24 protein-coding genes and 1 riboswitch are annotated in these 24,716 nt (G+C 42.0%); of the genes, 8 read left to right on the forward strand and 16 right to left on the reverse strand.

The window, feature by feature from the left end; translation table 11 throughout:
* Positions 1–168: 168 nt before the first annotated feature.
* Positions 169–597, reverse strand: coding sequence for a hypothetical protein (locus PSH54_RS12545; RefSeq protein ID WP_055255159.1), 429 nt, complete (start codon positions 595–597; stop codon positions 169–171).
* Between the two features lie 107 nt (positions 598–704).
* Complete coding sequence (locus PSH54_RS12550) at positions 705–1,088, reverse strand: RNA-binding S4 domain-containing protein (RefSeq protein WP_024031994.1); 384 nt, start codon at positions 1,086–1,088, stop codon at positions 705–707.
* A 269-nt stretch (positions 1,089–1,357) separates the two neighbouring features.
* On the opposite strand from PSH54_RS12550, the gene PSH54_RS12555 reads away from it, so the two are divergent.
* On the forward strand, positions 1,358–1,660 hold the full coding sequence (locus PSH54_RS12555; RefSeq protein ID WP_248462982.1) for a hypothetical protein: 303 nt from the start codon (positions 1,358–1,360) through the stop codon (positions 1,658–1,660).
* Between the two features lie 82 nt (positions 1,661–1,742).
* The gene (locus tag PSH54_RS12560) at positions 1,743–2,408 is read left to right on the forward strand and encodes a hypothetical protein (RefSeq protein ID WP_273606259.1); all 666 of its coding nucleotides are present in this window, start codon (positions 1,743–1,745) and stop codon (positions 2,406–2,408) included.
* 9 nt (positions 2,409–2,417) lie between these two features.
* Here PSH54_RS12560 and PSH54_RS12565 read toward each other — a convergent pair whose 3' ends face one another.
* From PSH54_RS12565 to glnA, 5 genes are all read right to left on the reverse strand, one after another.
* Positions 2,418–2,876 carry a cyclic nucleotide-binding domain-containing protein gene (locus PSH54_RS12565; protein ID WP_064386697.1) on the reverse strand — a complete coding sequence of 153 codons (459 nt, stop codon included), beginning with the start codon at positions 2,874–2,876 and terminating at the stop codon, positions 2,418–2,420.
* A gap of 28 nt (positions 2,877–2,904) precedes the next feature.
* Positions 2,905–4,290: a nitrogen regulation protein NR(I) gene (glnG, locus tag PSH54_RS12570; RefSeq protein ID WP_004589451.1), complete on the reverse strand. Its 1,386-nt coding sequence runs from the start codon at positions 4,288–4,290 to the stop codon at positions 2,905–2,907.
* 15 nt (positions 4,291–4,305) lie between these two features.
* On the reverse strand, positions 4,306–5,376 hold the full coding sequence (gene glnL / locus PSH54_RS12575; RefSeq protein ID WP_004589452.1) for a nitrogen regulation protein NR(II): 1,071 nt from the start codon (positions 5,374–5,376) through the stop codon (positions 4,306–4,308).
* Between the two features lie 89 nt (positions 5,377–5,465).
* Positions 5,466–5,978, reverse strand: coding sequence for a DUF4124 domain-containing protein (locus PSH54_RS12580; protein ID WP_138685779.1), 513 nt, complete (start codon positions 5,976–5,978; stop codon positions 5,466–5,468).
* Positions 5,979–6,110: 132 nt separating this feature from the next.
* Entirely contained in the window at positions 6,111–7,517 is a 1,407-nt protein-coding gene (gene glnA / locus PSH54_RS12585; RefSeq protein WP_024031998.1) for a glutamate--ammonia ligase, read from the reverse strand.
* Between the two features lie 507 nt (positions 7,518–8,024).
* Here glnA and typA point away from each other — a divergent pair.
* Positions 8,025–9,848 (forward strand): translational GTPase TypA, encoded by a 1,824-nt coding sequence (gene typA, locus PSH54_RS12590; RefSeq protein ID WP_004589455.1) that lies wholly within the window; start codon positions 8,025–8,027, stop codon positions 9,846–9,848.
* Between the two features lie 813 nt (positions 9,849–10,661).
* Here the strand turns inward: typA and PSH54_RS12595 are convergent.
* The 3 genes from PSH54_RS12595 to PSH54_RS12605 form a co-directional block, all read right to left on the reverse strand.
* Entirely contained in the window at positions 10,662–11,396 is a 735-nt protein-coding gene (locus PSH54_RS12595; protein WP_273606260.1) for a CBM9 family sugar-binding protein, read from the reverse strand.
* Positions 11,397–11,459: 63 nt separating this feature from the next.
* Positions 11,460–12,551: an MBL fold metallo-hydrolase gene (locus PSH54_RS12600; RefSeq protein WP_273606261.1), complete on the reverse strand. Its 1,092-nt coding sequence runs from the start codon at positions 12,549–12,551 to the stop codon at positions 11,460–11,462.
* A gap of 130 nt (positions 12,552–12,681) precedes the next feature.
* Complete coding sequence (locus PSH54_RS12605) at positions 12,682–13,338, reverse strand: DUF2959 domain-containing protein (RefSeq protein WP_004588426.1); 657 nt, start codon at positions 13,336–13,338, stop codon at positions 12,682–12,684.
* Positions 13,339–13,423: 85 nt separating this feature from the next.
* Here PSH54_RS12605 and PSH54_RS12610 point away from each other — a divergent pair, with 85 nt between their 5' ends.
* Together PSH54_RS12610 and dtd are read left to right on the forward strand one after the other, a co-directional pair.
* Positions 13,424–14,326 carry a virulence factor BrkB family protein gene (locus PSH54_RS12610; protein ID WP_029773504.1) on the forward strand — a complete coding sequence of 301 codons (903 nt, stop codon included), beginning with the start codon at positions 13,424–13,426 and terminating at the stop codon, positions 14,324–14,326.
* Positions 14,327–14,764, forward strand: a complete 438-nt coding sequence (dtd, locus tag PSH54_RS12615; RefSeq protein ID WP_273606262.1) for a D-aminoacyl-tRNA deacylase — start codon at positions 14,327–14,329, stop codon at positions 14,762–14,764. It abuts the gene before it with no gap.
* On the opposite strand, the gene PSH54_RS12620 is transcribed toward dtd, so the two are convergent.
* On the reverse strand, positions 14,761–15,462 hold the full coding sequence (locus tag PSH54_RS12620) for a spermidine synthase (RefSeq protein ID WP_273606263.1): 702 nt from the start codon (positions 15,460–15,462) through the stop codon (positions 14,761–14,763). The two genes, dtd and PSH54_RS12620, sit on opposite strands and share 4 nt — an antisense overlap.
* A gap of 432 nt (positions 15,463–15,894) precedes the next feature.
* Here PSH54_RS12620 and PSH54_RS12625 point away from each other — a divergent pair, with 432 nt between their 5' ends.
* Positions 15,895–16,788, forward strand: a complete 894-nt coding sequence (locus tag PSH54_RS12625; RefSeq protein ID WP_024032005.1) for a bifunctional GNAT family N-acetyltransferase/hotdog fold thioesterase — start codon at positions 15,895–15,897, stop codon at positions 16,786–16,788.
* A gap of 72 nt (positions 16,789–16,860) precedes the next feature.
* Here PSH54_RS12625 and PSH54_RS12630 read toward each other — a convergent pair whose 3' ends face one another.
* From PSH54_RS12630 to dapA, 5 genes are all read right to left on the reverse strand, one after another.
* Positions 16,861–17,895, reverse strand: coding sequence for a phospholipase A (locus PSH54_RS12630; RefSeq protein ID WP_004588421.1), 1,035 nt, complete (start codon positions 17,893–17,895; stop codon positions 16,861–16,863).
* A gap of 209 nt (positions 17,896–18,104) precedes the next feature.
* Complete coding sequence (locus PSH54_RS12635; protein WP_273606264.1) at positions 18,105–19,226, reverse strand: succinylglutamate desuccinylase/aspartoacylase family protein; 1,122 nt, start codon at positions 19,224–19,226, stop codon at positions 18,105–18,107.
* Positions 19,227–19,231: 5 nt separating this feature from the next.
* Positions 19,232–20,437 (reverse strand): PLP-dependent decarboxylase, encoded by a 1,206-nt coding sequence (locus tag PSH54_RS12640; protein ID WP_273606265.1) that lies wholly within the window; start codon positions 20,435–20,437, stop codon positions 19,232–19,234.
* Complete coding sequence (locus PSH54_RS12645) at positions 20,437–21,177, reverse strand: 2,3,4,5-tetrahydropyridine-2,6-dicarboxylate N-succinyltransferase (RefSeq protein WP_029773501.1); 741 nt, start codon at positions 21,175–21,177, stop codon at positions 20,437–20,439. Before PSH54_RS12645 ends, PSH54_RS12640 begins: the two co-directional genes overlap by 1 nt.
* 15 nt (positions 21,178–21,192) lie before the next feature.
* Positions 21,193–22,077 carry a 4-hydroxy-tetrahydrodipicolinate synthase gene (dapA, locus tag PSH54_RS12650; protein WP_029773500.1) on the reverse strand — a complete coding sequence of 295 codons (885 nt, stop codon included), beginning with the start codon at positions 22,075–22,077 and terminating at the stop codon, positions 21,193–21,195.
* 128 nt (positions 22,078–22,205) lie between these two features.
* Positions 22,206–22,402, reverse strand: a riboswitch (Lysine riboswitch).
* Positions 22,403–22,596: 194 nt separating this feature from the next.
* Between dapA and PSH54_RS12655 the strand changes: the two genes are divergently transcribed.
* A complete protein-coding gene (locus PSH54_RS12655) occupies positions 22,597–23,301 on the forward strand; it encodes a DNA-3-methyladenine glycosylase I (RefSeq protein ID WP_273606266.1) in 705 nt (234 codons plus the stop codon).
* A 2-nt stretch (positions 23,302–23,303) separates the two neighbouring features.
* Positions 23,304–24,710 carry a protein adenylyltransferase SelO gene (locus tag PSH54_RS12660; protein WP_273606267.1) on the forward strand — a complete coding sequence of 469 codons (1,407 nt, stop codon included), beginning with the start codon at positions 23,304–23,306 and terminating at the stop codon, positions 24,708–24,710.
* Positions 24,711–24,716 lie beyond the last annotated feature (6 nt).

Here is a 24,716-nt window from a genome sequence, read left to right on the forward strand (position 1 = left end):
ATTTGCCAATAGTTTGCAAAGTGCATACCAGAGATAATAAATATGACAAATCAGGCTAAAAAGCAGGTAGTGCAATGCATGTTTTTTAGACAGTACTAAGTATAGAAGTGCTACCTAAAATTGTTTTTTCAAGTAGCAAAATAATGAGTTTACAAAAAGGGGGGGAAGTTAGTTCAACCAACCTTGTTGTTTGCTTTTTATACTTAAATATAAAAGCAAAAACGCAATAACAATCACTAAAATAGGCATAAACACCGCGCTTACCCCCAGCATTTTAATGCTATTTATCACAATAAAATTATAAAATTGCTGAATAAATATCGCTACCAACGATAGCGCAAAGGTAGGCGTTGCAAGTGCATTTTTGGCCAATAGTAGTATGCAGCCAAGGGTGCCACCAAATACCGCTACAGCAAACGCAATGGTAGACCATAAAGGCACGTTTGAATATGCAGCTTGTTGATCTAGCGGAAGTTTACTTATCATCTCGGGGGTCATCATAAGGTGCATTATAAATGCAAACACACCTAATAAATTCCAGATAAGTGCTGCCCACAGGGCGGGTTTAAACCAATTGGGTGTAGCTGAGGTTGTCATATTATTACCTTGTTTTTATTGTATTTTACGAGGTAATTAAAGAGCAAAAAGGCTAACTGTTCAAGCTAGCCTATACATATAATAAAAATGGCACAAAGCGCTAATGGCTAGCCAAATGAGATAGGGCGGCGCCCTGTGTTTTCATCAACCTTTGGCTTTTTAGTGCGCTTTCTTTTATTTTTTGCCGGCTTTTGAGCTGTTTCATTGGGTGTTTTTTCTGGCTGTGGCTGGGTTGTTGCCACTGGGCGCTCTACAGGAGTCGCATCTTCACTTAAAGTGAGTTGAAAAAGCTCGCCATCAAATTCAAGTACATCGCCACTGTATAATTTTTTCCGTTTTATTGTACATATTTCATGGTTAACCCCAACATAGCCTTGCGCTATTAGGTTTTTAGCTTGGCCGCCACCTTCTACTAAATCGAGTACTTTTAGTAATTTACAAAGCTCTATAGGTTCTTCTTCAAGTTCAATTTCAATGTATTCTTCTGACATGGTTATCTCTGTTGGTGGCGCATAAGCAGCAAGTATAAAGGCTTGCACTGTTTTTTGCACCTAGCAAGCTCGCCCGAGTGGGATAAAAAAGAGTGATAAATATAAAACTTTTTTCAACTTTAAAAAAACTGCAGCATTTGATGCGTATGCTCTAGCAAAAATTTGGTGTGCTATTTGCTATTGCTTTGGCAAATAAAAAATCGTACCTAAAACATGGTAATTATTTCACCGTTTTAATTGTTTAGGTCTGCATATAAGTGGAGCAGTAAATGGGCATAAGATTAGCAATGAAAAAAGAGCTAATGGGCTTAGATAATTCAGATATGCTGACAGCAGATGATGTAAGAGCTCACTTAGCTAACTCGGTAAAAACACACAAAGAGCAAGATGAACGCGGCTTTTCGGTTATTTCTAAGTTTAACGATACGCACAGTCGACTAATTAGTGGCGATCCACTTAAAAAATCAAAACTGGAATTTGAACGTCATCGCTTATTTAACGAAGTTTTATATACGCGCCAAAGTGTAGATGCCTGGTTAGACAGCCAAACAAATTATACCAACGTACAATAATACTTAATTAAGCACATGAGTATTAAGTTGCTATAGATAGTTTCCTCCAATAGACTACAATTGTAATCATTGGAGGGACGCTATGAAAAATGGCATTTTAATCTGTATGTGGGTACTTTTATTAACTGCGTGCCAACAACCTACCGTTTATGTTTTTAGTGAAAACTTGCAAGATGAGCAGCGCAAGCAGCTCGATGCTGCGCTAAAAGCACAAAATCTTCCTTATGAATACGTAGCGCTAGAAATCCCATCTACCTTTGGTGAGGCTACGTTACTCTTATCAAGCGATAAAATTTACCCAAAAGAAACTGAGCAGTTAGCTATTATTATGCAAGAGCTAGGTTATCAGCCCGAAATTAACTACACCACACGATCAAATCATTTTTATGGCGATGGCAATATTGGTTTTTATTTAAAGAGCACTGATGGAGAAGATGCTTTTACTATGCCGTCTCGGCTAAGAACAACCCAATGCAGCGAAGACAAGTACAATGACTTAGCGGTTAGATTTTCAAATGAACACGCTGACTTTACCTTACCCAGCGGCGCTGTTGTAAGGTTAGGTTGGGAGTTTTTATATGGTTATGTTGTTATTTATTATAAAACCTACTCGCAAACATATAGCCACTCACAGCCGCTTGTAGCAACGCCCTTTGGCGCTAAGCCATCCGATACGTATACATTTACGGCGCATGTTAATCACCCCAGCTGGCTTGATTGCTCACTACAAATTGTTTACATGGACTGAGTGATAGAGTTAACCGTGGGTTTCTATGTGCTCACTCAGCTTTGCAATACGCAGGCTCATACCTTCTATGATTCTATCTTTAATTTTTTCGCGTATTACATTAGGCAAGCGAGTAAGTGCCTCTGGGGTAATGGCAAGTACTATGGTGTCGGTTTTAGCGCGAGCGCTCGTACTGCGCTCGCGGTTATTAATAAATGCGCCTTCACCGATAAACTCACCGGGCTCTATAGTGCCAAGCTCCAGCAAGTGGTTATGTTTAAAAACAAGTAACGCACCACTTAATACAATGTATAAGCGTTTGTCGTTATCGTATTGTTTAAATAAAAACTGATGCTGGTTAATTAAATACAATAACCCAAACGACTCTAATAACACTTGGCGTTCAGCAAGGGTGAAGTCTTTAAAAAAGTGCAATCTATTCACTATTTCCATTTGTTTAAATAATGGAATGTGTTCTATTAATTTCATCCTAGGGCCAACGAGTAACGGTTAGAAACTAGCTAATATTGCGCTCTTTTAATTTGCGGGTCAACGTGTTGCGCCCCCAGCCAATTTTTATGGCTGCATCTTGTTTATGGCCAGAGCAATTAGCCAGTGCTGTTTTTATAAGGCGAGTTTCAAGCTGGGCTTGAATATCGGGCCAAATATTTTCTTTACCTTGCTTAAGCTCTTGATTGAGCCATTGCTGAAACGCATCGAGCCAATCACCTTCTTGTTGAACAGGCGCTGCATCAATGATCTCTGGTGGTAGGTCTTGCTCACTTACTAATTCACCAGGGGCCATAACGGTCAACCAGCGACAGGTGTTTTCGAGTTGGCGAACATTACCAGGCCAGCTAAATAGCCTAAGCTGCTCTGTGGCTTTTGGGCTTAGCACTTTACTTTCTACTTGTAGATCTTTTGCGCTTTTGTGTAAAAAGTGCTGCGCTAGGCGCTCAATGTCTTCAGTTCTTTCTCTAAGAGCCGGTAAACGAAGGCGCACAACGTTCAAACGATGAAATAAATCGTCCCTAAATTTACCCTGTTTTACTAAATCTTCTAAATTTTGATGCGTTGCAGCAATAATGCGTACATCAACTTTAATACTTTGGTGCCCGCCCACGCGGTAAAACTCACCATCGGCGAGTACACGTAATAAACGTGTTTGCACATCCAGTGGCATATCGCCAATTTCATCTAAAAACAGTGTGCCGCCATTGGCTTGTTCAAAGCGGCCTTTACGAACGCTATCGGCACCAGTAAATGCGCCTTTTTCGTGGCCAAATAGCTCAGACTCCACAAGCTCTTTTGGAATAGCGGCCATGTTTAATGCAATAAACTGGTTTTCTTTACGTGGGCTGTGGTTATGCAAAGCGCTGGCAACAAGCTCTTTACCTGTGCCAGACTCACCATTAATTAGTACGCTCATACTTGAAGCCGACAGTTTACCTATCGCTCTAAACACTTCCTGCATCGCAGGGGCTTCGCCAATAATGTGCGCGCTTTTAGGTGGAACTTGTTTACGCTTAGTCTTTTTAGTTGAGTTTGCTCTACAGGCACTTTCGATTAATGCCACGGCTTCGTTTAAATCAAATGGCTTGGCTAAGTACTCAAACGCGCCTTTTTGAAATGCGTTAACCGCTGAGTCTAAATCTGAGTGGGCGGTCATTATAATAACCGGCAGCCCTGGGTTTTGCTCTGCTATGAGTTCAAGCAATGCCATGCCGTCCATGCCTGGCATCCGTACGTCAGATACCAACACGGTTGGCTGGCTAAATTTAAGCGCGCTTAACACGTCTTGCGCATTTGCAAAGCTTTCTGCTTCAAACCCTGCGCGTGTCAGCGCTTTTTCTAATACAAAGCGAATTGATGCGTCATCATCTACAAGCCAAACTGTTTTCATGCCAACTCCAAAACATTAATCTGCAAAAGGCAGATAGATATTAAATTCAGTATGGCCAGGCCAGCTATCGCAGTCTATATAACCGTCGTGCTGATCTATGAGCGTTTGTGCGATTGAAAGCCCTAGCCCTGAGCCACCTTCCTTGTTGGTGATCATCGGGTAAAACAATGTTTCGCGAACGCTAGGGTCTATGCCTGGTCCATTATCAGAAACCTGGATCAACAAGGCTTTTTTAGGGGCTTTTCCGGGGCGGCGATACTGATGATTAATGCGGGTTTTTATTTTTATTTCACCGCCATCAACTAACGCCTGTTGAGCATTGCGTACAATATTAAGTACAACTTGCTGAACCTTGCCTTGGTCAATAAACACATCAGGGATACTTGGGTCGTAATCTTTAACTAGACTAATATTTTTACAATTATCTAATGTGCTTAATTTAACAACCGACTCAAGTGTTTGGTGAATATTGCCATACGACTTTTGCGGAAGCTGATTTGGCCCAAGTAGCCTATCAACTAATTCGCGTAATCGGTCGGCTTGCTCAATTATAAGCTCAGCGCATTCGTCCCTTTCTTGTTGATCTACCTCATACTGCAATAACTGCGCCGCTCCGCGTATTCCCCCTAAAGGATTTTTAATTTCGTGAGCAAGCCCTCTAATTAAATTTCGTGCAGCTTGATATTGATGCATTTGGTTAGAGGCTTTGTCGTGTTTTATTTCTTCATCGGTTTTACGACACTCAAGTAAAATATAGCGTTCGTTTTTAAACTTAACTTGGCGCGATGTAATGGCTATTTTTGCATGGCGAGAATCTATAAAGACCACGTCAGCTCTGTGCTGGCTGCAATCTACACCATCAACAAGTGAGTACTGGGCTATGCGCTCTAAATCCACAGAATGGTAATTAAATAAGCTGTTAAAGGTTTGCCCAATAATGCGCTTTTTACCCAAGCCGAGTAGTTCGCTGGTGCTGGTGTTGGCATAAACAAGGGTAAAACTTTTATCAAGTAACATGACCGATGTAGTTTGATTTTGCCAAATGGCATTGAGAAGTTCAGGGCTAAAATTTTGTTCGTTTGACATCTTTGCACCACTTTAGTGCGTTAATATTTGCAAGCAAGTTTTAATCAGTAAATACTGCTGCGCTAATTTTGCTTCATGAGACATTGTACTTAGTTTACAGCCTTTCTTTGCATCACAAAGGTACTGGGCTGACTGATAGCAATGGCTTGATTTTGTTTATTATAAAGTTTGAGATACAAAGTATGAGCTCCGTTTTCTACATCCCGTATAGCAAACGTTGATAAATCGCTTGCGGGCCCATAAGCGTTACCGTTTAAAAATAGCTGTATGGTAAAGCCAGCTTCAAAACGCGGTGTTATGCGGCTTGTTACGTACACCGAGCCGGTGTTTTCGCGTACGGTTTGGTTATGTGTAGGCGACGATATCATAATTTGAAAACGGTTAGGGTGTGTTGGTTGTGGTGAACCAGGGGGGTGTTTATCGGTCTCAGACAGGGTAAGATCTTGGCTGCTTAGTTTTATTTCGTGCGCGCCACTACGTGGTGTATCTGAGAACACTAAAACACCATTTTTATCTTTCCAAGCATAAATTTTCTTATTGCCTGCATAACTATAAATGCTTAATCCTAAAGCAAAAAATAGTAATAATATCCTGTAATTCACATTGCTACCCTGCATATTTTGTAATTACATAACTTTAGTGGAGATAACCCTAATTTACCATAAAAAAAAGCCCGCTAAGCGGGCTTGAGAACACACATTTATTATCTTATCGATAATTTTGTCTACGGCGTATTAAACGCTGTAGTACATTTCAAACTCAACTGGGTGAGTTGTCATGTTAAGTTTTTCAACTTCTTGAGATTTAAGTGCAATGTAAGCATCGATTAAATCATCAGTGAATACGCCACCTTGCGTTAAGAATTCACGGTCAGCACTAAGTGCTTCTAGCGCTTCATCTAGTGAAGATGCAACTTGTGGAATTTCTGCTGCTTCTTCTGCTGGTAGGTCGTATAAATCCTTATCCATAGCATCGCCAGGGTGGATCTTGTTTTTGATACCGTCAAGGCCAGCCATAAGCATTGCAGAGAAAGCAAGGTATGGGTTAGCAGTTGGATCTGGGAAGCGTACTTCGATACGACGACCTTTTTCAGATGGTACAACTGGGATACGGATTGATGCAGAACGGTTACGTGCAGAGTATGCAAGCATTACCGGTGCTTCAAAACCTGGTACTAAACGTTTGTACGAGTTAGTTGAGGCATTTGCAAACGCATTGATTGCTTTAGCGTGCTTAATAATACCGCCAATGTAGTAAAGTGCATCTTCAGAAAGACCACCGTACTTATCACCAGCAAAAAGGTTAACACCGTCTTTTGCTAAAGATTGGTGACAGTGCATACCAGAGCCGTTATCGCCTACAACAGGCTTAGGCATAAATGTGGCCGTTTTTCCGTAAAGGTGAGCCATGTTATGAATAACATATTTCATCTCTTGGATTTCATCCGCTTTTAATACCATTGTATTAAAGCGAGTTGCGATTTCGTTTTGACCCGCTGTTGCAACTTCGTGGTGATGTGCTTCTACTACTTGGCCTAGTTCTTCAAGTACTAAACAAGTAGCTGAACGCCAATCTTGTGAAGAGTCAACTGGTGAACATGGGAAGTAACCACCTTTAACACCAGGGCGATGACCTGTGTTACCACCTTCGTAGTCTTTATCTGAGTTCCATGCTGCTTCAACAGCATCAATTTTGTACATAGAACCTGACATATCTGACTTGTATTTAACATCATCAAATAGGAAGAATTCTGGCTCAGGGCCAAATAAAACTGTATCTGCGATACCGGTAGATTTCATGTACTCTTCAGCGCGTTTAGCAACTGAACGAGGGTCACGCTCGTAACCTTGTAGTGTAGATGGCTCTACAACATCACAACGTACGATTAGCGTAGCTTCTTCTGTGAATGGGTCTAATTTTACTGAATCAGCTACTGGCATAAGTACCATGTCTGATTCGTTAATGCCTTTCCAACCTGCAATTGAAGAGCCGTCGAACATTTTACCGTCTTCAAAAAAATCTTCATCTACTTGGTGATGAGGAATAGAAACATGTTGTTCTTTACCTCTAGTATCAGTAAAGCGTAAATCAATGAACTTAACGTCATTTTCTTTAATAAAATCTAAAACCGATTGTGACATGTGTCCTCCAACTGTTGGGTTTTATTATTGCTGCATTAAATGCTTTGGTTTTTTAGTAAGCCGATTTTATGCCATTATTTTAACTTGCTGTTTATTAAGTTAAAAATTATGGTTGCACAAAAGTGGTCACGGGCTTTGCACTTTTGTGGTGCGTAAAATATCCACATTGGTGCAAAAATTTCACGCTCGATTCTGCACGTATTTTAATCACCTAAATCAGCTTAACTTAAATAGTAAATAGTGCCAAAGCAATCAACAAATTAGCTAAAAAACGACAATTTATGTAATTTGTCGAAATTTATTTCATATAATTGTCATATAAAAAACAGATACTTAGTAAAAGTATTAAGAAAGTTTTTAAAATTGTATTGGATAAACTTTCATCCATGTCATTAATGAGGGATAATATGCGCCCTTTTAAATCCTATGCTGGGACATCTGGTGAAAACGCAGATGAGTGCGTAGATCTTGCAGGATCAATGAGAATAAACTTCTCTGAGTAAAAATATGAGCATCGAACAGTTAAGAAATATAGCGATTATCGCGCACGTTGACCACGGTAAAACGACATTGGTTGACAAACTACTTGAGCAATCAGGTACATTAGAAACACGCGGCGGTAACGAAGAGCGTGTGATGGACTCAAACGACATTGAGAAAGAACGTGGTATTACCATTTTGGCTAAAAACACAGCCATTTCTTGGAAAGACTACCATATCAATATCGTAGATACCCCGGGACACGCCGATTTTGGTGGTGAAGTTGAACGCGTACTTTCGATGGCTGACTCAGTATTATTACTTGTTGATGCTCAAGAAGGTCCAATGCCGCAAACGCGTTTCGTAACGCAAAAAGCATTCGCGCAAGGCTTAAAGCCAATTGTTGTTATCAACAAAATCGACAAGCCAGGTGCACGTCCTGATTGGGTTATGGATCAAATCTTTGATTTATTCGACAACCTTGGTGCAACTGACGAACAGCTAGACTTTAAAGTAATCTACGCTTCAGCAATCAACGGTTGGGCTACACTAGATTTAGACGAGCCGTCTGACAACATGGAACCTATGTTCCAAATGATCGTTGATGAAGTATCACCACCGGATGCAGATCCTGAAGGTGACTTCCAAATGCAGATTTCTCAGCTTGATTACAACTCTTATAAAGGTGTAATCGGTATCGGCCGTATCAAACGTGGTTCTGTTGTGCCTAACCAGCAAGTAACGATTGTTAGTGCTGATGGCTCTACACGTAACGGCAAAATTGGTTCAGTACAAAGCTACCTAGGTCTTGAGCGTATCGAAACAGATAAAGCTTACGCTGGTAACATTGTAACGGTAACAGGTCTTGGCGAGCTTAAGATTTCAGATACTGTTTGTTGCCCTAACAACGTTGAAGCATTACCACCACTAAGTGTTGATGAGCCAACAGTAACAATGACGTTCTCTGTAAATAACTCTCCTTTCTGTGGTAAAGAAGGTAAGTTTGTAACATCACGTAATATTCGTGAGCGTTTAGACAAAGAATTAGTACATAACGTTGCACTTCGTGTTGCTGATACTGACAACCCAGATAGCTTCCGCGTATCGGGCCGTGGTGAATTACACCTTGGTATCTTAATCGAAAACATGCGTCGTGAAGGTTATGAGCTAGCTGTATCTCGTCCAGAAGTAATCTTGCGTACTGTTGATGGCGTATTAGAAGAACCGTATGAAACATTAACAATTGACTGTGAAGAAGAGCATCAAGGTTCTATCATGGAGCAAATTGGTCTTCGTAAAGGTGAACTTACTGATATGGCACCAGATGGTAAGGGCCGTATGCGTTTAGACTTTATGATCCCAAGCCGTGGCTTAATCGGTTTCCAAACTGAGTTCATGACGTTAACTTCAGGTTCTGGTTTACTTTACCATACATTCGATCACTACGGTCCGCACAAAGGTGGCGAGCTAGGTGTTCGTAAGAACGGCGTAATGATTGCAAATGCTACAGGTAAAGCACTTACTAACGCATTATTTAACTTACAAGAGCGTGGTAAATTATTCATCGGTCACGGTGTTGAAGTTTACGAAGGTATGGTTATCGGTATTCATAGCCGCGATAACGACCTTACAGTTAACGCCCTTAAAGGTAAGCAACTTACTAACGTTCGTGCATCTGGTACAGATGAAGCACAAACATTGACGCCACCATTGAACTACACACTTGAGCAAGCGCTTGAGTTCATCGATGATGACGAGTTAGTAGAAGTAACACCTGAGAACATTCGTATTCGTAAGCGTCACTTAACTGAAAGTGAGCGTAAGCGTGCGGGTCGTGCTCCAAAATCATAATCTATTAATTTAGAGTAATGGTTTAAAAGCCGCTGTATTGCAAAATACAGCGGCTTTTTTGTGGGTTAAAACAAGAGTTGTCAGCTATAAGTTATCAGCGGTCAGTTTAGAACGGCGCAGCTAAATAGGCTGGTTTAAGCTGAAAGTCAGTAGGCTATATAAATCTGCAACAATGCATAGTGGTAGTGCGTGTTGGTAGGGTGCTTTTTCGTTGGGTTTCGCTACGCTCAACCTAACCTACTTCTCAACTATTTATTAGTAGTTACTTTTTGGCGGTTGAGTGGTTTTTCCAAAAACCTCAGTGTTTATAGTTCGTTCTATAGTGAAACTGCCACAATGTATTTATCTCTAAAAGCGCAGCGTCTCTTATTCTCTATGTGAATAATTCACTTAAAAAAATATTTGCACAAGGAGAAGGGAATGAGAAGTAAAAGAGTCAAAGCTTAATCAATCGATAATGCAAAGCATCTGTCATTGTTGGTAGGGTGTTTTTTCGTTGGGTTTCGCTGCGCTCAACCCAACCTACTTCTCAACTATTTATTAGTGGTTACTTTTTGGCGGTTGAGTGGTTTTTCCAAATACCTCAGTGTTTATAGTTCGTTCTATAGTGAAACTGCCACAATGTATTTATCTCTAAAAGCGCAGCGCCTCTTATTCTCTTTGTGAATAATTTACTTAAAAAATATTTGCACAAAGAGAAGTAAAAGCGTCAAAGCTTAATCAATCGATAACGCAAAGCATCTGTCATTGTTGGTAGGGTGTTTTTTCGTTGGGTTTCGCTGCGCTCAACCCAACCTACGTCTCAACTATTTATTAGTAGTTACTTTTTGGCAGCAGGGTAATTTTACCAAACACATCTGCGTCTATAAAACCACGGTTTCTGTCGCCATTGACTGGTTGTACTTCGTGAGAGCCCATAAAGTGTTCGCGTACTTTGCTGCCATCGTTATCGCAATACGCGAGCATAAAGCCAATGACTTGTTTTTCATTAAGCGTAATGGGCGTATTTACAGCGCCTTCTTGGTAATCGTTAGGGTAGAGCTTTATAGCAACTTCCCAGGTGATGTTATAAGGGGCTTGGGTATTACGCTTCCAGTTACTTGTTAAGTGGTCGGTGTATAAATGGGCTTTTTTATCGGGGCCGTAATCGGCAGCTTGGTTATCAAGGCCGATGTGATATGCCAACGCAGTATGGTTAAACTGGTGAATACCGCCTGAGGCGTCGCTATCGATAAAAATTTCCAGCGCATCGTCATCCCAATATTTTACGGTCGGGTCTGGGTGCGTATCAATAAGTACATCGTCAGTTATATCGGCTTGTAAATACAGGTAGTTTTTATCCCACAGCAGGCGGTAGCGGCCTTTAAAGTCGGCATCTGATGAGGGCAAGGTGCCATCCATTAAATGCGGCATATCATGCCACGTTGCTTTATCCCATGCGCTTTCAGATATGCCATCAATAGTAATAGGGGTCGATGTGTGCGCTACATCAATGGCCATTACTGGGGCGCTTAATAAACAGCTTAAAGCTAATGCGTGTTTTTTCATTAATTTCTCAATGTTAATATGTATTTAGATATTACAATCATCCTAAAACAGTTCAGCAATGAGTTACAGTGAAATACTTTCGCCTTCGTTTAAAATATATAAAGGTGTGGTTGAAGCCATTTTATTGTGCATATGTAGTAACCTTAGCAGTGCTGAATGACTTGTCCGGTCGCCCATTTTCCAGCTTGAGTTACCATAGCCCCACGGTATCATTACTTTACAGTTAAGGTCACTAGCTGCATTTACAGCATCCTCTGGTGTGGTGTGTACATAACGATACCAAGTAGGGCTGTCTTCACTGTAATACGAGGCTATGGGCAGTAGGCATATGTCTATATCGCCATACTTTTGCTGAATGTCTTTAAAGTGTTTTGAGTAGCCGGTATCGCCTGCAAAAAACACGGTACTGCCGTTTTGCTCAAGCAACCAGCCATTCCATAGGTCTTTATCGTTATCTTCGTAAATAAAGGGTACCAATACACGGCTACTAAAGTGGTGCGCTGGTAGGGCATGAATCGTTAAATCATCAAGCTCTGTTTTTGCGTACCAGGCCATTTCGCTAATGTTATAGCCACCAGTAGGGAAGTTGTCGGCCATACCTAATGGCGTTAAGTAGCGAGGTTGATTACCAAGCTCTTCTATATCGGCTTTATTAAAGTGATCGTAATGAATATGCGAGTACATCACTGCACTTAAGTTTTTAAGCTCGTTTTTTGTAAGCCAATCGCCGGGTTGCCTGTAAAACCCTGAGGCTAACCTAAAGGCTAAATCAACAGGTGAGTCGAACTGCTCTTTTACAGGATCAAATAGCACGTGTTGTCCGTTAGGTGTGCGGATCATAAACCCAGCGTGTCCTAGCCAGCGCACGGTAAAGCCCGTATTTAAATTAATTGGCTTTTGCTCAGCAATAAATTGGCAATCTTCAGCGTCTTGTTTGCATTGTAATTTAGGGCTTGGCGGGTAGCAGCCGGTTTCGCAGGTGGTGGGGTAGGTTTTTTTGCCAGGGTAGAGGTTATAAAAGCGCCCTTTTCGCTCGCCTGTTTGATGCTGCGGGGTAAGCGTGTTTTCCCCTGCAATCACCTCAATGCGATTAGTAGTTTCGCAAGCGCTAAGCAATCCACAAATAAATACAAGGCTGGTGGTTTTTAGTTTCATTGTTGTTATCTATTATTATTTTTATAAAAGTATAACAACATCAAAAGATTAACAAATAGTTCAAAGGTAACAAAACGTAACAACAAAAAAGCCTGCAATATGCAGGCTTTGTTAGGCAGATTTTAATTGATTAGCCAGCGCTATTCATTTGCTCTATAAACTTGTTTGAATCGGCAATTGATTTATTCATGTCGTTCATCAGCACTTGAATATCACGCTTTAAATTAGTGAATTCGCCTTTAATAGCGGCAACCGCTTGTGCGTTTAAGTTATGCTTTAAGTACAGTACGTTATCTTGTAAAGACGATAGTACTGGTTCCATTTTGCTCTCTGCACTGCGCATAGAGCGTAGTAACTGGCTAAATTGGCGTTGTGTAGCCGCTAGCTTTTTACTGCTTTCGCGCTTAAGCGACGCGCTTTTGTATTGCTCAAGCTCATCGCTCCATTCGTCAAATAAAGCTTCTGCTACATCTTCAACTTTATTAATATTGCTCGACACTTCATTAGCGGCTGCTAAGCTCGACTCATAATCGTCGTTAAGTTGATTGTAGGCATCTTGTAACTCGCCGCCATCAAAATTAATTAAAGTTGTTAGGCGCTCAAGTGCTGATTGAAATTCTTCTTGCGACTCTTCTTGTGAATCTTTGGTTTCTTCTACGCGGTCAATAAGAATGTCGCGCTTATGTACACCTACTTTTTCCATTGCAGAATAATAGGCCGACTGACAGCCCGATAAAGTAAGCGTAATGGCCAGTACCGAGGCGCTAAGTAATGTTTGTTTTTTCATTTGGATCCCTATTTACCAGTAAGTGCTGTAAATTATGGTGCTGATTGCTATCATAATCAAAATTCGATTAGCACAAGTCAATTGTATGAATGATAAGCTCTCCCTTTATAAACAGCAAGCTATCTCCTTTTTAAGGCAACAGCCAAGCTGGTGGATGCAGTACGTTAACCGCTGTATAGACGATCAAATTACAGTGAATGCAGGCTACCTTGCCTATGTTACTTTGCTTTCTTTAGTGCCTCTGATAGCGGTAGGCGTGGCAATATTTTCGGCCTTTCCGGGGTTTGAATCTACCCGCATAGCCATAGAAAGCTTTTTGTTTACTAACTTTGTACCTACCTCATCTGATGTGATTAAAGAGCATATAAGCTCCTTTGCTGGCAATGCGAACCAAATGACCGCGGTGGGTATTGGCTTTTTAGCGGCGATTGCACTGCTGCTTATACGTAATGTTGATGCCACGCTTAATCGTATTTGGCGTATTAAGAAAAAACGCCCCATGATGATCTCTTTTGCGGTTTATTGGATGGTATTGAGCTTAGGCCCCGTACTGCTGGGCGCAAGTATTGGTGTTACATCGTATATTGTTTCGTTAGTGTCGTTTGCCGATCAGGGCATTCCTGGGTTTAGTGGCTTTTTGTTAAAGCTGGTGCCTTATGGCTTTTCGATGATTGGCTTTTTAATGTTATACACTTTAGTGCCTAACACGCCTGTATCTATTCGGGCTGCGCTACCTGGGGCTCTTTTTGCGGCAGTATTATTTGAGCTGACTAAAAAAGGCTTTGCGCTTTATATTAGCCATTTTCCTTCGTACGAAGTAATTTATGGCGCTGTTGCGACCATTCCTATTTTATTTGTGTGGGTGTATTTGTCGTGGGTGGTGGTGTTATTAGGGGCCGAATTTACCGCCTGTATAAGCCCTAATCATGTACCACAAACACCAGAAATAGACATTGATGAAGAACTAAAAACAGAGGAACGCAGTTAAATGCAGGGCTTAATACAACGTGTAAAAAGTGCCAAAGTAGAAGTTGATAACCAAGTTATAGGTGAAATTGGCCAAGGTATATTATTGTTACTCGGTGTTGAAAAACCAGATGATGAGCAAACCGCCGACAAACTATTGCATAAGGTAAGTAATTACCGAATATTTACCGATGAAAACGACAAAATGAACTTAAGTCTAAAAGATATAGGCGGTGAGTTACTCGTGGTGTCGCAATTTACATTAGCGGCTGATACTAAAAAAGGCATGCGGCCAAGCTTTTCACCGGCAGCCACACCTAGCCAAGCTAACGCGCTTTACGAGTACTTTGTAACTCAAGCTAAAGCGCAGGGTATTAGTGTTGCCACGGGAGAGTTTGGCGCCGATATGCAAGTGAGCTTGTGTAACGATGGACCTGTTACGTTTAACTTATCGGTTTAATTACCAGCTTTAGTAACAATAATAATATGATTCACAAAGCCCGCAATTTTATGCGGGCTTACTTTTACGCCAAACACATTAAATAGTAATTGCTGTAACTGAATTAACTGCGACTCATGTTGCGACAAAAAGTTAATAAATAACGTGCCACCTGCGTTTAGCGCATCGTATATTTTTTGATAAAAAGCGCGTTCAAACAAAAATCGTGGTGCATCTATCTGGCTAAATAAATCAAGAATAATCCAGTCATGGTTATGTGCTTTGCTAAGTACATTTTGCGCATCATCACACTGCACGTCACTTTGGTTTTTAAGAGCGAAAAAATCTGTATAGCAGGCAATTATATCTGCATTTTTTTCAACTGATGTTACGTGTGCGTGCGGGTAAGTGTATTGTAAGTAATTACGTATAGCGCCGCCGCCAAGGCCAAGTTCTAACACATGATTTGGTGGTGCTAAGGTTTGCCACTGCTTAGCTAAATAGGTTAAATGTGGAAATAGTAAGCGCTGTGGATTGTTAAGCTCTATCACCGATTGCAATGTATCGTTAATTAGCAGCCAGCGAAGCTGCCCGAATTGGCGAACCTGTATGTGATCGCCTGTATATTTATGCCAGTAAACTAGTTGCCCAATATCTTGGCTGTGACTAATAAAGTGGCTACTCACTACACCCGTTAAAGGGTTTATAAAATCGCTCATAACATTAAGGGCCTGTTGACCTTTCAGGATTAAAGTTTGTTCAATCTAGGGGGCGATTTAATCGCGGCGCGAGATTTGTAACCTGGTGGGCTAGGTAACTGCTCCTGCATTACTCTACTGGCTTACACCCATGTAGGCAACAAAGAGTAAATTTCCCCTAGGCAGAACCCTTCGCTCAGTGCATGCTCAATCTCTAAAGGCCCAGCATAAACTAGCTGATGCGATGGGTAAAACAGTTATTTTTTCGCTTGCTTACCAAAGTCGTATTGGCAGTGTTTAAAAGATGGAGTATGGTATTTGCCATAATAATTCCAACCAACTTAATCTTTAATTTTCTAATGTAAAAACCAATGTGCAGGTTAAAGAGTTATTCAGTTGGATTACATGCCGTAGCCTTTATTTTTTATTTACGGCAAAACAACAGGAGTATATATGTTTCAAGTAACTACACCGCAGAGCAGCGAAGACTGGCAAGCGTACTATCAATTACGTTGGGAAGTACTACGTGCGCCTTGGAATGAGCCTCGTGGCTCTGAACAAGATGATATGGAACAAGACTCAGAGCATCGCTTTATTAAAAATAACAACGGTGATGTGCTTGGTGTGGCCCGTTTACACTTTAACAACCATGAACAAGCGCAAGTACGTTACATGGCCGTAGCCGAAGGCAACCGTAACCAGCATATTGGTAGCCGTTTATTACACGAGCTTGAAAAAATAGCATGGACGCAAAATGCAGGCGAATTAGTGTTATTTGCTCGCGAGCGTGCGCTTGAGTTTTATAAGCGCCACGGCTACGAGCTAAAAGAAAAAGCCCACCTTGCGTATGGCGATGTACAACATTTCAAAATGATTAAACAAAAGCCTAGTGAGCCGGGTTGGTTTCGCCACCCTGATTGGACGCAAGTACTGCAAAATATTTGGCGTGAATCAATCCCAATTAGTGATGCAATGGGTATAAAAGTAGAAAGCTACACAGACTGGCAGTTTACAACGCGTGCTGATTTAGACGCTAACTTAAACCTACACAATACTATGTTTGCAGGCTCTATATACAGCTTAGCAACCTTAACCGGTTGGGGCGCAACGTACTTAGCGCTTAAAGAGGCAGGGCTTGAGGGCAATATTGTATTAGCCGATGCCACTATAAAATACTTAAAACCACTTAATACCGACCCACGTGGTTGTGTTGATGTGCAAACCTGTAAAGGTAAGCTCAGTGAGCTGGAAACAACAGGCAAAGCAAGCTACGTAGTACCTGTTACTATATTTGATGGCAGCGATGTTGTTGCAGAGTTTGAAGGGGTGTTTGCCGTTAAAAAATAACGAGTAACGCTTTAATAAAAAAGCCAAGCACTTTATAAAAGGGCTTGGCTTTTTTTATGGTGTATTAATAAATTAAAGTAAATCGGTAAGTAATATACCTACACCAATACGCTCTACATCAGCGTTATAATCAATTAGGCTCTCACCGTAACCGTTAAAGTATTGCGCGTAGCCACGTAAACGACCCCAAAGCGGGAATGACCAATCTAGTTGAAGTGCACCACGGTTATCTGAATTTAAATTGTTACGAGTCATAAAGCTAAACTCGTGATCGTGATAACGATACGCCCCGCCAAATTCAAAGTAACCCATGTATTTGTAAATATCTGGATTGTCGTCGCCATCGGCTTCTAATATATTGTCTTTTTCATCCTCGGCAATGCGATACCAAGGTTTAAAGCTAAATACAAAACCGCTCTTTTCCCATATAAAATCGGCGTAAATTCGGTTCCATGAACGAGAGTTTGGCTGGCTGCGGCCATTAGATTGGTGCGAAATACCCAGCGCTATGGCCATTTCGTCGCCCCAAAGTACGTTTTCTTGGTCTAGGTAGTTTACCCAAAATATTTCTGGTTCGTAGTTGGTTTCACGAAACGGAGAAGAAATCTCTGAGTTATAAATTTGCCAATACGACTGCAAGGTAAAGCCAAAAAATATGGCTTGGTCGTCATCTGCAAAATCATCGTACAGTGGCACTTTAATAGAAAGCTGATATTTAGCCTCTAGGTTATCAAGGGGTTCGCCATTTTCTTCATCTGTTAGCTCGTCAAAGCCATCAAACGGGCGATCGTTAGGGTGCGAGACATACGATAAAGGTAAAATGTAGTTACGTTTATGCGGCGTAATTACGTTACGATTTTTTTTGCTTACCTCTTCGCGAGCCTTGCGTTTATCAAGTGCGGTAAGTTGTTTGTTTTCTTCAAGGGCGGAGCATTTTGTGCGCAGCTCGTCTAAGGTTTGCTTACCATCGCCACCAATTACTTCATTTAAAATACATTGCTTAACTAGCTCTATGTCGTTGTCTTGTTCATTTTTTTTAACCTCTTGTTGGGCAAAAGAGGGTGTGCTTAGTAAAGCCGTAACTGCAATCCAATAACGCCAGCTCATTGTTTATTCCTTTGAGAGTAAGGTAGATTTATAAATTATAACGTGTTTTTACATTTGTAACGGTGAACTTTCACTGAATTTACACTTATTTGATTACCTTACGTTTACACCGTTATCACAGATCAAAAAAAGCGGCATATAGCCGCTTATATTGTAAGTTAGTTAACTTACTCTCACGCAATGAGAAGGGGGAGTTATAGCGCGGTGCGTTATAACTCAAATACGTTAGTAAAAAACTTATAAAGTTCAGTGCCTTGGTTTACGCTTGCTGAGGCAAAATGCAAAATAGCAATTGCATCGCAATCAAGGCTTAATGTTTGTAGGGGCTGCTCAGTTAAATAGCGCTCCATGCGCAATATATGGGCTATTGGCTCACCTGCCTTTATGTGTGCGCCTAATGGGGCAACATATTCAACCATGCCGCCAATCGGCGCATAATAAGCAAAGTAGTCATCTAAATGGCACGCATAACGAGTCATCTGCTTAGGTTGATGCGCTGCATCTAACAATACATTTTTATGGTTCAAATAGCTTAAAATGCTGTTTGCATCATCAAAGGCGGCTGCTAAATCTATTTTTTCTTGGCTGCCTAGCTCTACTGTAAAGGCCTCAACCTGTACATTGAAGTCCCTGCCTTGCGCACTAAGTGCATCACTTAGATGCCACCATGGGCAAAAGCTAGCTTCATCCATTGCGCCATCAAAGTCGCTTGGAATAAGCAGTACGTGTTCAATATTAAAATAACGTGCGCTGTCGCTGGCATACGTTGGACAGTACAGATGCTTACTTGAAATAGGCCCCGTGTGTAAGTCGAGCACTATATCGGCTTGATGCGCAAGCTTTTGCAGGTTAAGCGCAATGCGTTTACCGGTATTGAGCAAGTAAGCTGGGCCGTTAAGTTTGGCATCTATTTCATCAAGCAGGGCTTTTTTAAAATTACTTTTTAAAGCTGCATCGTCGTACTGGCTATGCTCGTGTGCAAACTGGGTGACTAAATCACTATTGTAGTGATACATACGGTTCCAGTTAGTGCCAGTAATAGGGTCGAATCGGCCAAGGGTAAATTCCCCTGATTTTTGATTACAACCAATAGGGTTAGCATAAGGTACTAAGGTAATGTCGCCTTTTAAATTGAGCTGTTTTAACTGCTCTAGCAGCTGAAAAATAACCGCGTTACCTTGTACCTCGGCGCCATGCATATTGGCTTGAATATACACGCTTGGCCCGCTGCCATCGCCTTTTAAGCGATACACCGGAATAGTGAGGGGTAAGCCGTTTGCTACTTCCCCTACTACAATATTTTCTTGGCTAATGGGTGTTGTTATGCTCATGTTTATTACCTTAAGTAGTGATTGGCATCTTCTGCTTGGCGCACACACGTGAGCTCGCCATTTTGTAACACGTATTCTGCAGCTAGTTCATGGCATAAAAAATAGGGCATGCTTTCGGTAAAACCATAGGCACCACATTGGCTAAACACCAGCCAGTCTTGCTCGTTTAAATCGCTTGGTAGGCTATGCTCGCCTAAGCAATCAAGGGCAGTACATAATGGGCCATATAAGCTCATTGCTTGTTCTGGCGCTGTTGATTCGCGTAGTAACGCTGCAGGAAAATCTTGGCTTGTAACAGCTGGGCGCAATAAGTGGTTAATACCACCGGTTAAAATAACTTGCTGTTGGTCGTAGTTTTGTTTGCACTCAACGACGGGGTTAGCGTAATGACCGCATTCGCCTACAGCGTAACGGCCAAGCTCCATCCAAAGCTCGTCTACACCCGCATCTTTTTTAATTTTTGCCAGCGCGGTGATTAATCCATCCCACTCAAGTGTTGCATCGTTTGGTGTGTAAGGAATACCTAAACCGCCGCCTAAGTCTAAAATTTTCAGGTTTATATTTAAGTTATTAGCCAAGGTGGTAAGCGGTGCAATCATTTGCGACCACAGCTCGCTTAGCTTTTGCGTGCTAAGCATGTTGCCCCACTGAAAAATATGCAGGCCATCAAAATTAAGTGCTGGGTAATCGCCAGTATTGAGCGCTTGCCATTCATCGCAACCAAGCCCAAACGGTGTAAGGCTGTCACCCCCTAATGGGTTTTTTTCACCTTCTGGCCAGCGTAATTGCACACGCAGTAATACTTGCAGCTGCGTATTTTGCAGCTGCGCTTGCTGGTTTAACCAACGTACTTGATTGAGGCTTTCGGCAACAAAAATACGCACGCCGCGCTCAATAAAGTGTTTAATTTGTTTAGGGCTCTTTGCAGGCCCTGTGTTGAGCACGCGCTGTGAACTAATACCTTGTGCAAGGACTTGTTCAAGCTCACCTTTACTTGCTACGTCAAAGTTAAATCCGGCGCTGTCTAGGCATTGAATAACCTTAGAAAGCGGATTGGCTTTTACCGCATACCAAAGCTTTACATCGGTTTGCGCAACTAAACGGGTAAGGTGTGCGTTTAGTTTGTCTAAGTCGTAAACAAAAAAAGGTGTATCAAGTTGCTGAGTAAGTGTATTCACGGCGGCCTTGATAGGCGTGCTCAAAAAGCTCATTATCGTAAAACCTCTTCTAGCAATAACGATGCATCGCTTTGCTCGTCGCGGTATTTAACAATGAGTGCACACGACATGCTTAAGCCTTGCTCACGAGCCCATTCGTTAGACGCAGGGCGAGAGCCTGGTATTACAATAGCGTACTCTGGAATTGGCTCGCCTTTATCTAGCTGACGCTCGTTAACACAGTCGTAAACCGGAATAGTTGCAGATAAACGCACACCTGGTGCAAGTACAGCGCCTTTTTTAACCACTACGCCTTCAACAATGACACAACCTGCGCCAATAAACGCATCGTCTTCAACCACGACTGGGCTTGCCCCAATTGGCTCAAGTACACCACCAAGTTGCACAGCTGCGCTTAAATGTACATTTTTACCAACTTGTGCACATGAACCCACTAATGCGTGGCTATCAACCATAGTGCCTTCGTCGATGTATGCGCCAATATTTACGTACGCTGGTGGCATAATAATAGTGCCTTTAGCTACGTAGGCACCGCGGCGAACACTGGTGCCACCTGGTACCATACGCACGCCATCGTCAGTGCTAAATTCTTGCGGTGCAAGGTTGTGCTTATCAACAAACCCGCCTGCAAACTCGGTGTTAGTGCCATTTTTAAAGGCTTCTAAAATGCCTTGTTTTACTTCTACGTTAGCTTCCCATTGGCCGCTTTCGTTTTGTGATGCTGCGCGTACTGCGCCCGATTCTAAATTATTTAGTAGTTCTAACCAGCTCATTATAAAAACCTGTGTTTAATGCCAAGATAAAATGGTGTCGTTTGCAGTGGTAATGCAATCGGTTTGCGTTAACTCAAGATGCGTTAAAGGTGGGCGCAACAGTGGGCTATTTAAACGCCCTTGCTGGTGCATTAGCACTTTAACGGGAATAGGGTTTGCTACAGCAAATAGGCTATTGATAGCGCGAGTCCACTGAGCAAATAAATTGGGGTGTTGACCGCTTAGGCTGCGCTTTACAAATTCGTGTGTTTGCAAAGGCCATGCATTGGCCGCAACCGAAACTAAGCCTTTTGCACCTGCTTGGGCAAAGTAGGGCATAAGTGCATCGTCGCCACTGTATAGCGCTAAATTAGGCGCGGCTTGTCGGTATGCTTCAAATTGGGTGATGTTGCCACTGGCTTCTTTTAAAGCCCACAGTTTTGGGTGCGCTTTTAAGTTTTCAATGGTTTCGATAGGAATGCTTACACCGCTGCGCCCAGGTACGTTGTACAACATACACGGATGCGCGCTTTCGTTTAATAAGCTTTCGTACCAATGTGTTTGACCTACAGCCCCTGGTTTTGCATAAAGAGGCGAGCCTAATAAGTAGCTGTGAATAGGTAATTGGTTACAGTAGCTAACCCATTCTTTTTGTTGGGCCAAATTACTACCACCAACAGCAACCATAAGCGGTACACTGGGTTTTAATTGGCACACGTGCTCAACAATGCCTTGCTGCTCTTTAAGCGTAAGGGCTAAGCCTTCACCTGTGCTACCGAGCAGTAAAATACCGTTGTGTGCCGCTTCTTGTTCGCTAACAAGTGTTGTGAGCGTGTCGTAGTCAACATTACCTTGTTGATCAAACGGCGTAACAAGCGCTGTCCACAGTGCGTAGTCGTCTAAATTGAAGTTGTGAATCATCTCTTACGAACCTATAAGGTGTTCGAGATATTAAGGAGGCTGTATGATGTGAGCCGCATTAACGTCGTTCGAACAGTATTCGAAGAGCGAATGGGCTTAAAATAATAGGGCGCACGGCCTTATTATTTAAGACCAGAAGCTCTCCACCAAACTAATAAGCTGCTCTAAAACAGCTATTGGTGACAGTCGCTAGGATTCAACCTAGTCGCCCGAAGTAATTGCTTCGCAAAAGCGTTTACCTCTCGGCGGTATTCCCCTCACATATGCTCACTGGAGTTTGCGCTCCTAACATACGCTACCTGAATAACGCACCTCTTCTAGCCCTTTGTATTTTGTTTAACCGCAAAAGGTTTAACAAAATACAATTTAAATAGGGTAATTGCGGCGATTAAAACATTTTAGCCGTCTAGGTGTCAAGTTGCAGGATACAGATTAGTTCATCGAAAATGTGGGTGGTTACGTATTAGCTGCTTTTCTCGTAAACTAACCCTATGAGCAGTGATGAGGTATTTAATAAGTATGGAAAAATTTAGCGATATTTATAAGCGAGCAGTAGAGCGAAAAGGTTCTGAAAAAATGCTTAAGTTATTACTCGCAAAACCCTTATCTAAAAAAGCATTAAGCGCATTAAGTGACGACGATTGGCTTGAAGAGTTTACCCGTAAAGTATTTCAAAGCGGGTTTTACTGGTCGGTAATAAACAGTAAATGGCCAGGTTTTAGAGAGGTTTTTTGGCAGTTTAGTGTTGATAAATTACTTATGATGCCGCCCGATATGCTAGAGCAAAAAGCAACTGATGAGCGCATTATTCGTAATTATAAAAAGGTAAAAACAATTCCTGAAAATGCCTACATGATCCACGAAATAGCTCAGGAACATGGCAGTTTTAGCAAGTTTGTAGCTAACTGGCCAAGCGATGACATTATTGGTTTATGGACATATTTAAAAAAACACGGCGCCCGTTTGGGTGGAAATACTGGCCCGTATGCCTTGAGAGCGCTTGGTAAAGATACTTTTTTACTTTCGCGAGATGTGGAAAGTTACCTAAGAGCGCACAAAATTATAGATGGCGGTCTGCAAACTAAAAAATCACTCACTGCCGCACAGGCGTTTTTTAACGAAATGCAAAAGCAAAGTGGTTTGAGCCTGCAAGAACTTAGCTTAATTGTGGCTTACAGCGTGGGCGACAATCGCGTAGGCATAAGCCAACAAACAGAGGATTAACCATGAAACTAGTGCCAAGATACACTGATATAGCAGATAACTTCGCTATAGAGGACAGTCCATCAAGCGTTGCTGCTGCGCAATTACTTTTGTGGAACGAAGCGTTAGCACAGCAGTTTAATATAGATGTTGAGCCTGCGCTGCGCGCCAGTACTTTTGCTGGTAACGAGCCACAACCGGTAAGTGCTATAGCGCTTGGCTATTCTGGGCATCAGTTTGGGCACTTTTCGCCGCGCTTGGGGGATGGGCGAGCGCACTTACTGGGTGCTATCAGCGATGATAAAAATCAGCTGTGGGATATTCAGTTAAAAGGCTCAGGCGCCACGCCTTTTTCAAGAGGAGGCGATGGGCGATGTGCACTAGGCCCCGCTATTCGCGAGTATATTATGAGCGAAGCTATGCATGGCTTAGGGATTAAAACCACGCGGTGTTTGGCTGTTGTCGGCACAGGCGAAGCTGTTTATCGTAATCCGCCGCAACCTGGCGCAATTGTTACCCGCTTAGCAAGTAGCCATATTCGCGTTGGCTCGTTTCAGTATTTAGCAACTCAAGGTGATGTAGAGGGATTAAAAAAATTAGCTGATGTAGCCATTGAACGCCATTACCCAAGTATTCAATCAACAGGGGCTCAGCGCTATTTAGACTTTTTAGCAGCCGTTATAAATAGTCAGCTAGCGCTGGTTATTAGCTGGATGCGAGTAGGCTTTATTCATGGCGTTATGAATACTGATAATACCTTGATAAGCGGCGAAACTATCGACTACGGCCCGTGTGCAATGATGAATACCTTTGATTTTGATACCGTGTTTAGCTCAATTGATAAGCAAGGTCGCTATGCCTATGGTAATCAGCCAAATATTGTAAGTTGGAACTGTGCGCGTTTAGCCGAGAGCCTAATACCGCTTATACATGAAGATGACGAACAAGCTGTAAGTTTAATGACGCCGCTAATTAATCAGTTTTCTACGTTATTTAACGAGCAATATAATCAAATGTGGGCACAAAAATTAGGCTTAGCAGGTTATAACGAAGACGATGTAGAGCTTGTAAGTAAGTTATTATTGTTATTTCAAGAGCATAAGCTCGATTACACCAACACCTTTGATGCCTTAACCGAGTCACTAAAGGGTGGCAAAGTGCCAGATGAATTAACGCAATGGGCCCAGTTATGGAAAAAAAGATGTGATGAAAACAGCTATAACCTAATGAGAGCGGCTAACCCAAGGGTTATACCGCGTAATCACATCGTCGAAGAAATCCTTGCGCAATATAATCAACACGGCGAGAGCGAGCTGCTAAGCGACTTGTTAACGGTGATGAGTAACCCATATGATAAAACAGCTAATTTAGCCCGCTTTCAAGAGACAGGTAAAGATGACAAGGGCTATCAAACTTTTTGCGGTACTTAAGTATTG

This window comes from Pseudoalteromonas sp. Angola-30, assembly GCF_028599215.1.
GTDB lineage: Bacteria > Pseudomonadota > Gammaproteobacteria > Enterobacterales > Alteromonadaceae > Pseudoalteromonas > Pseudoalteromonas atlantica.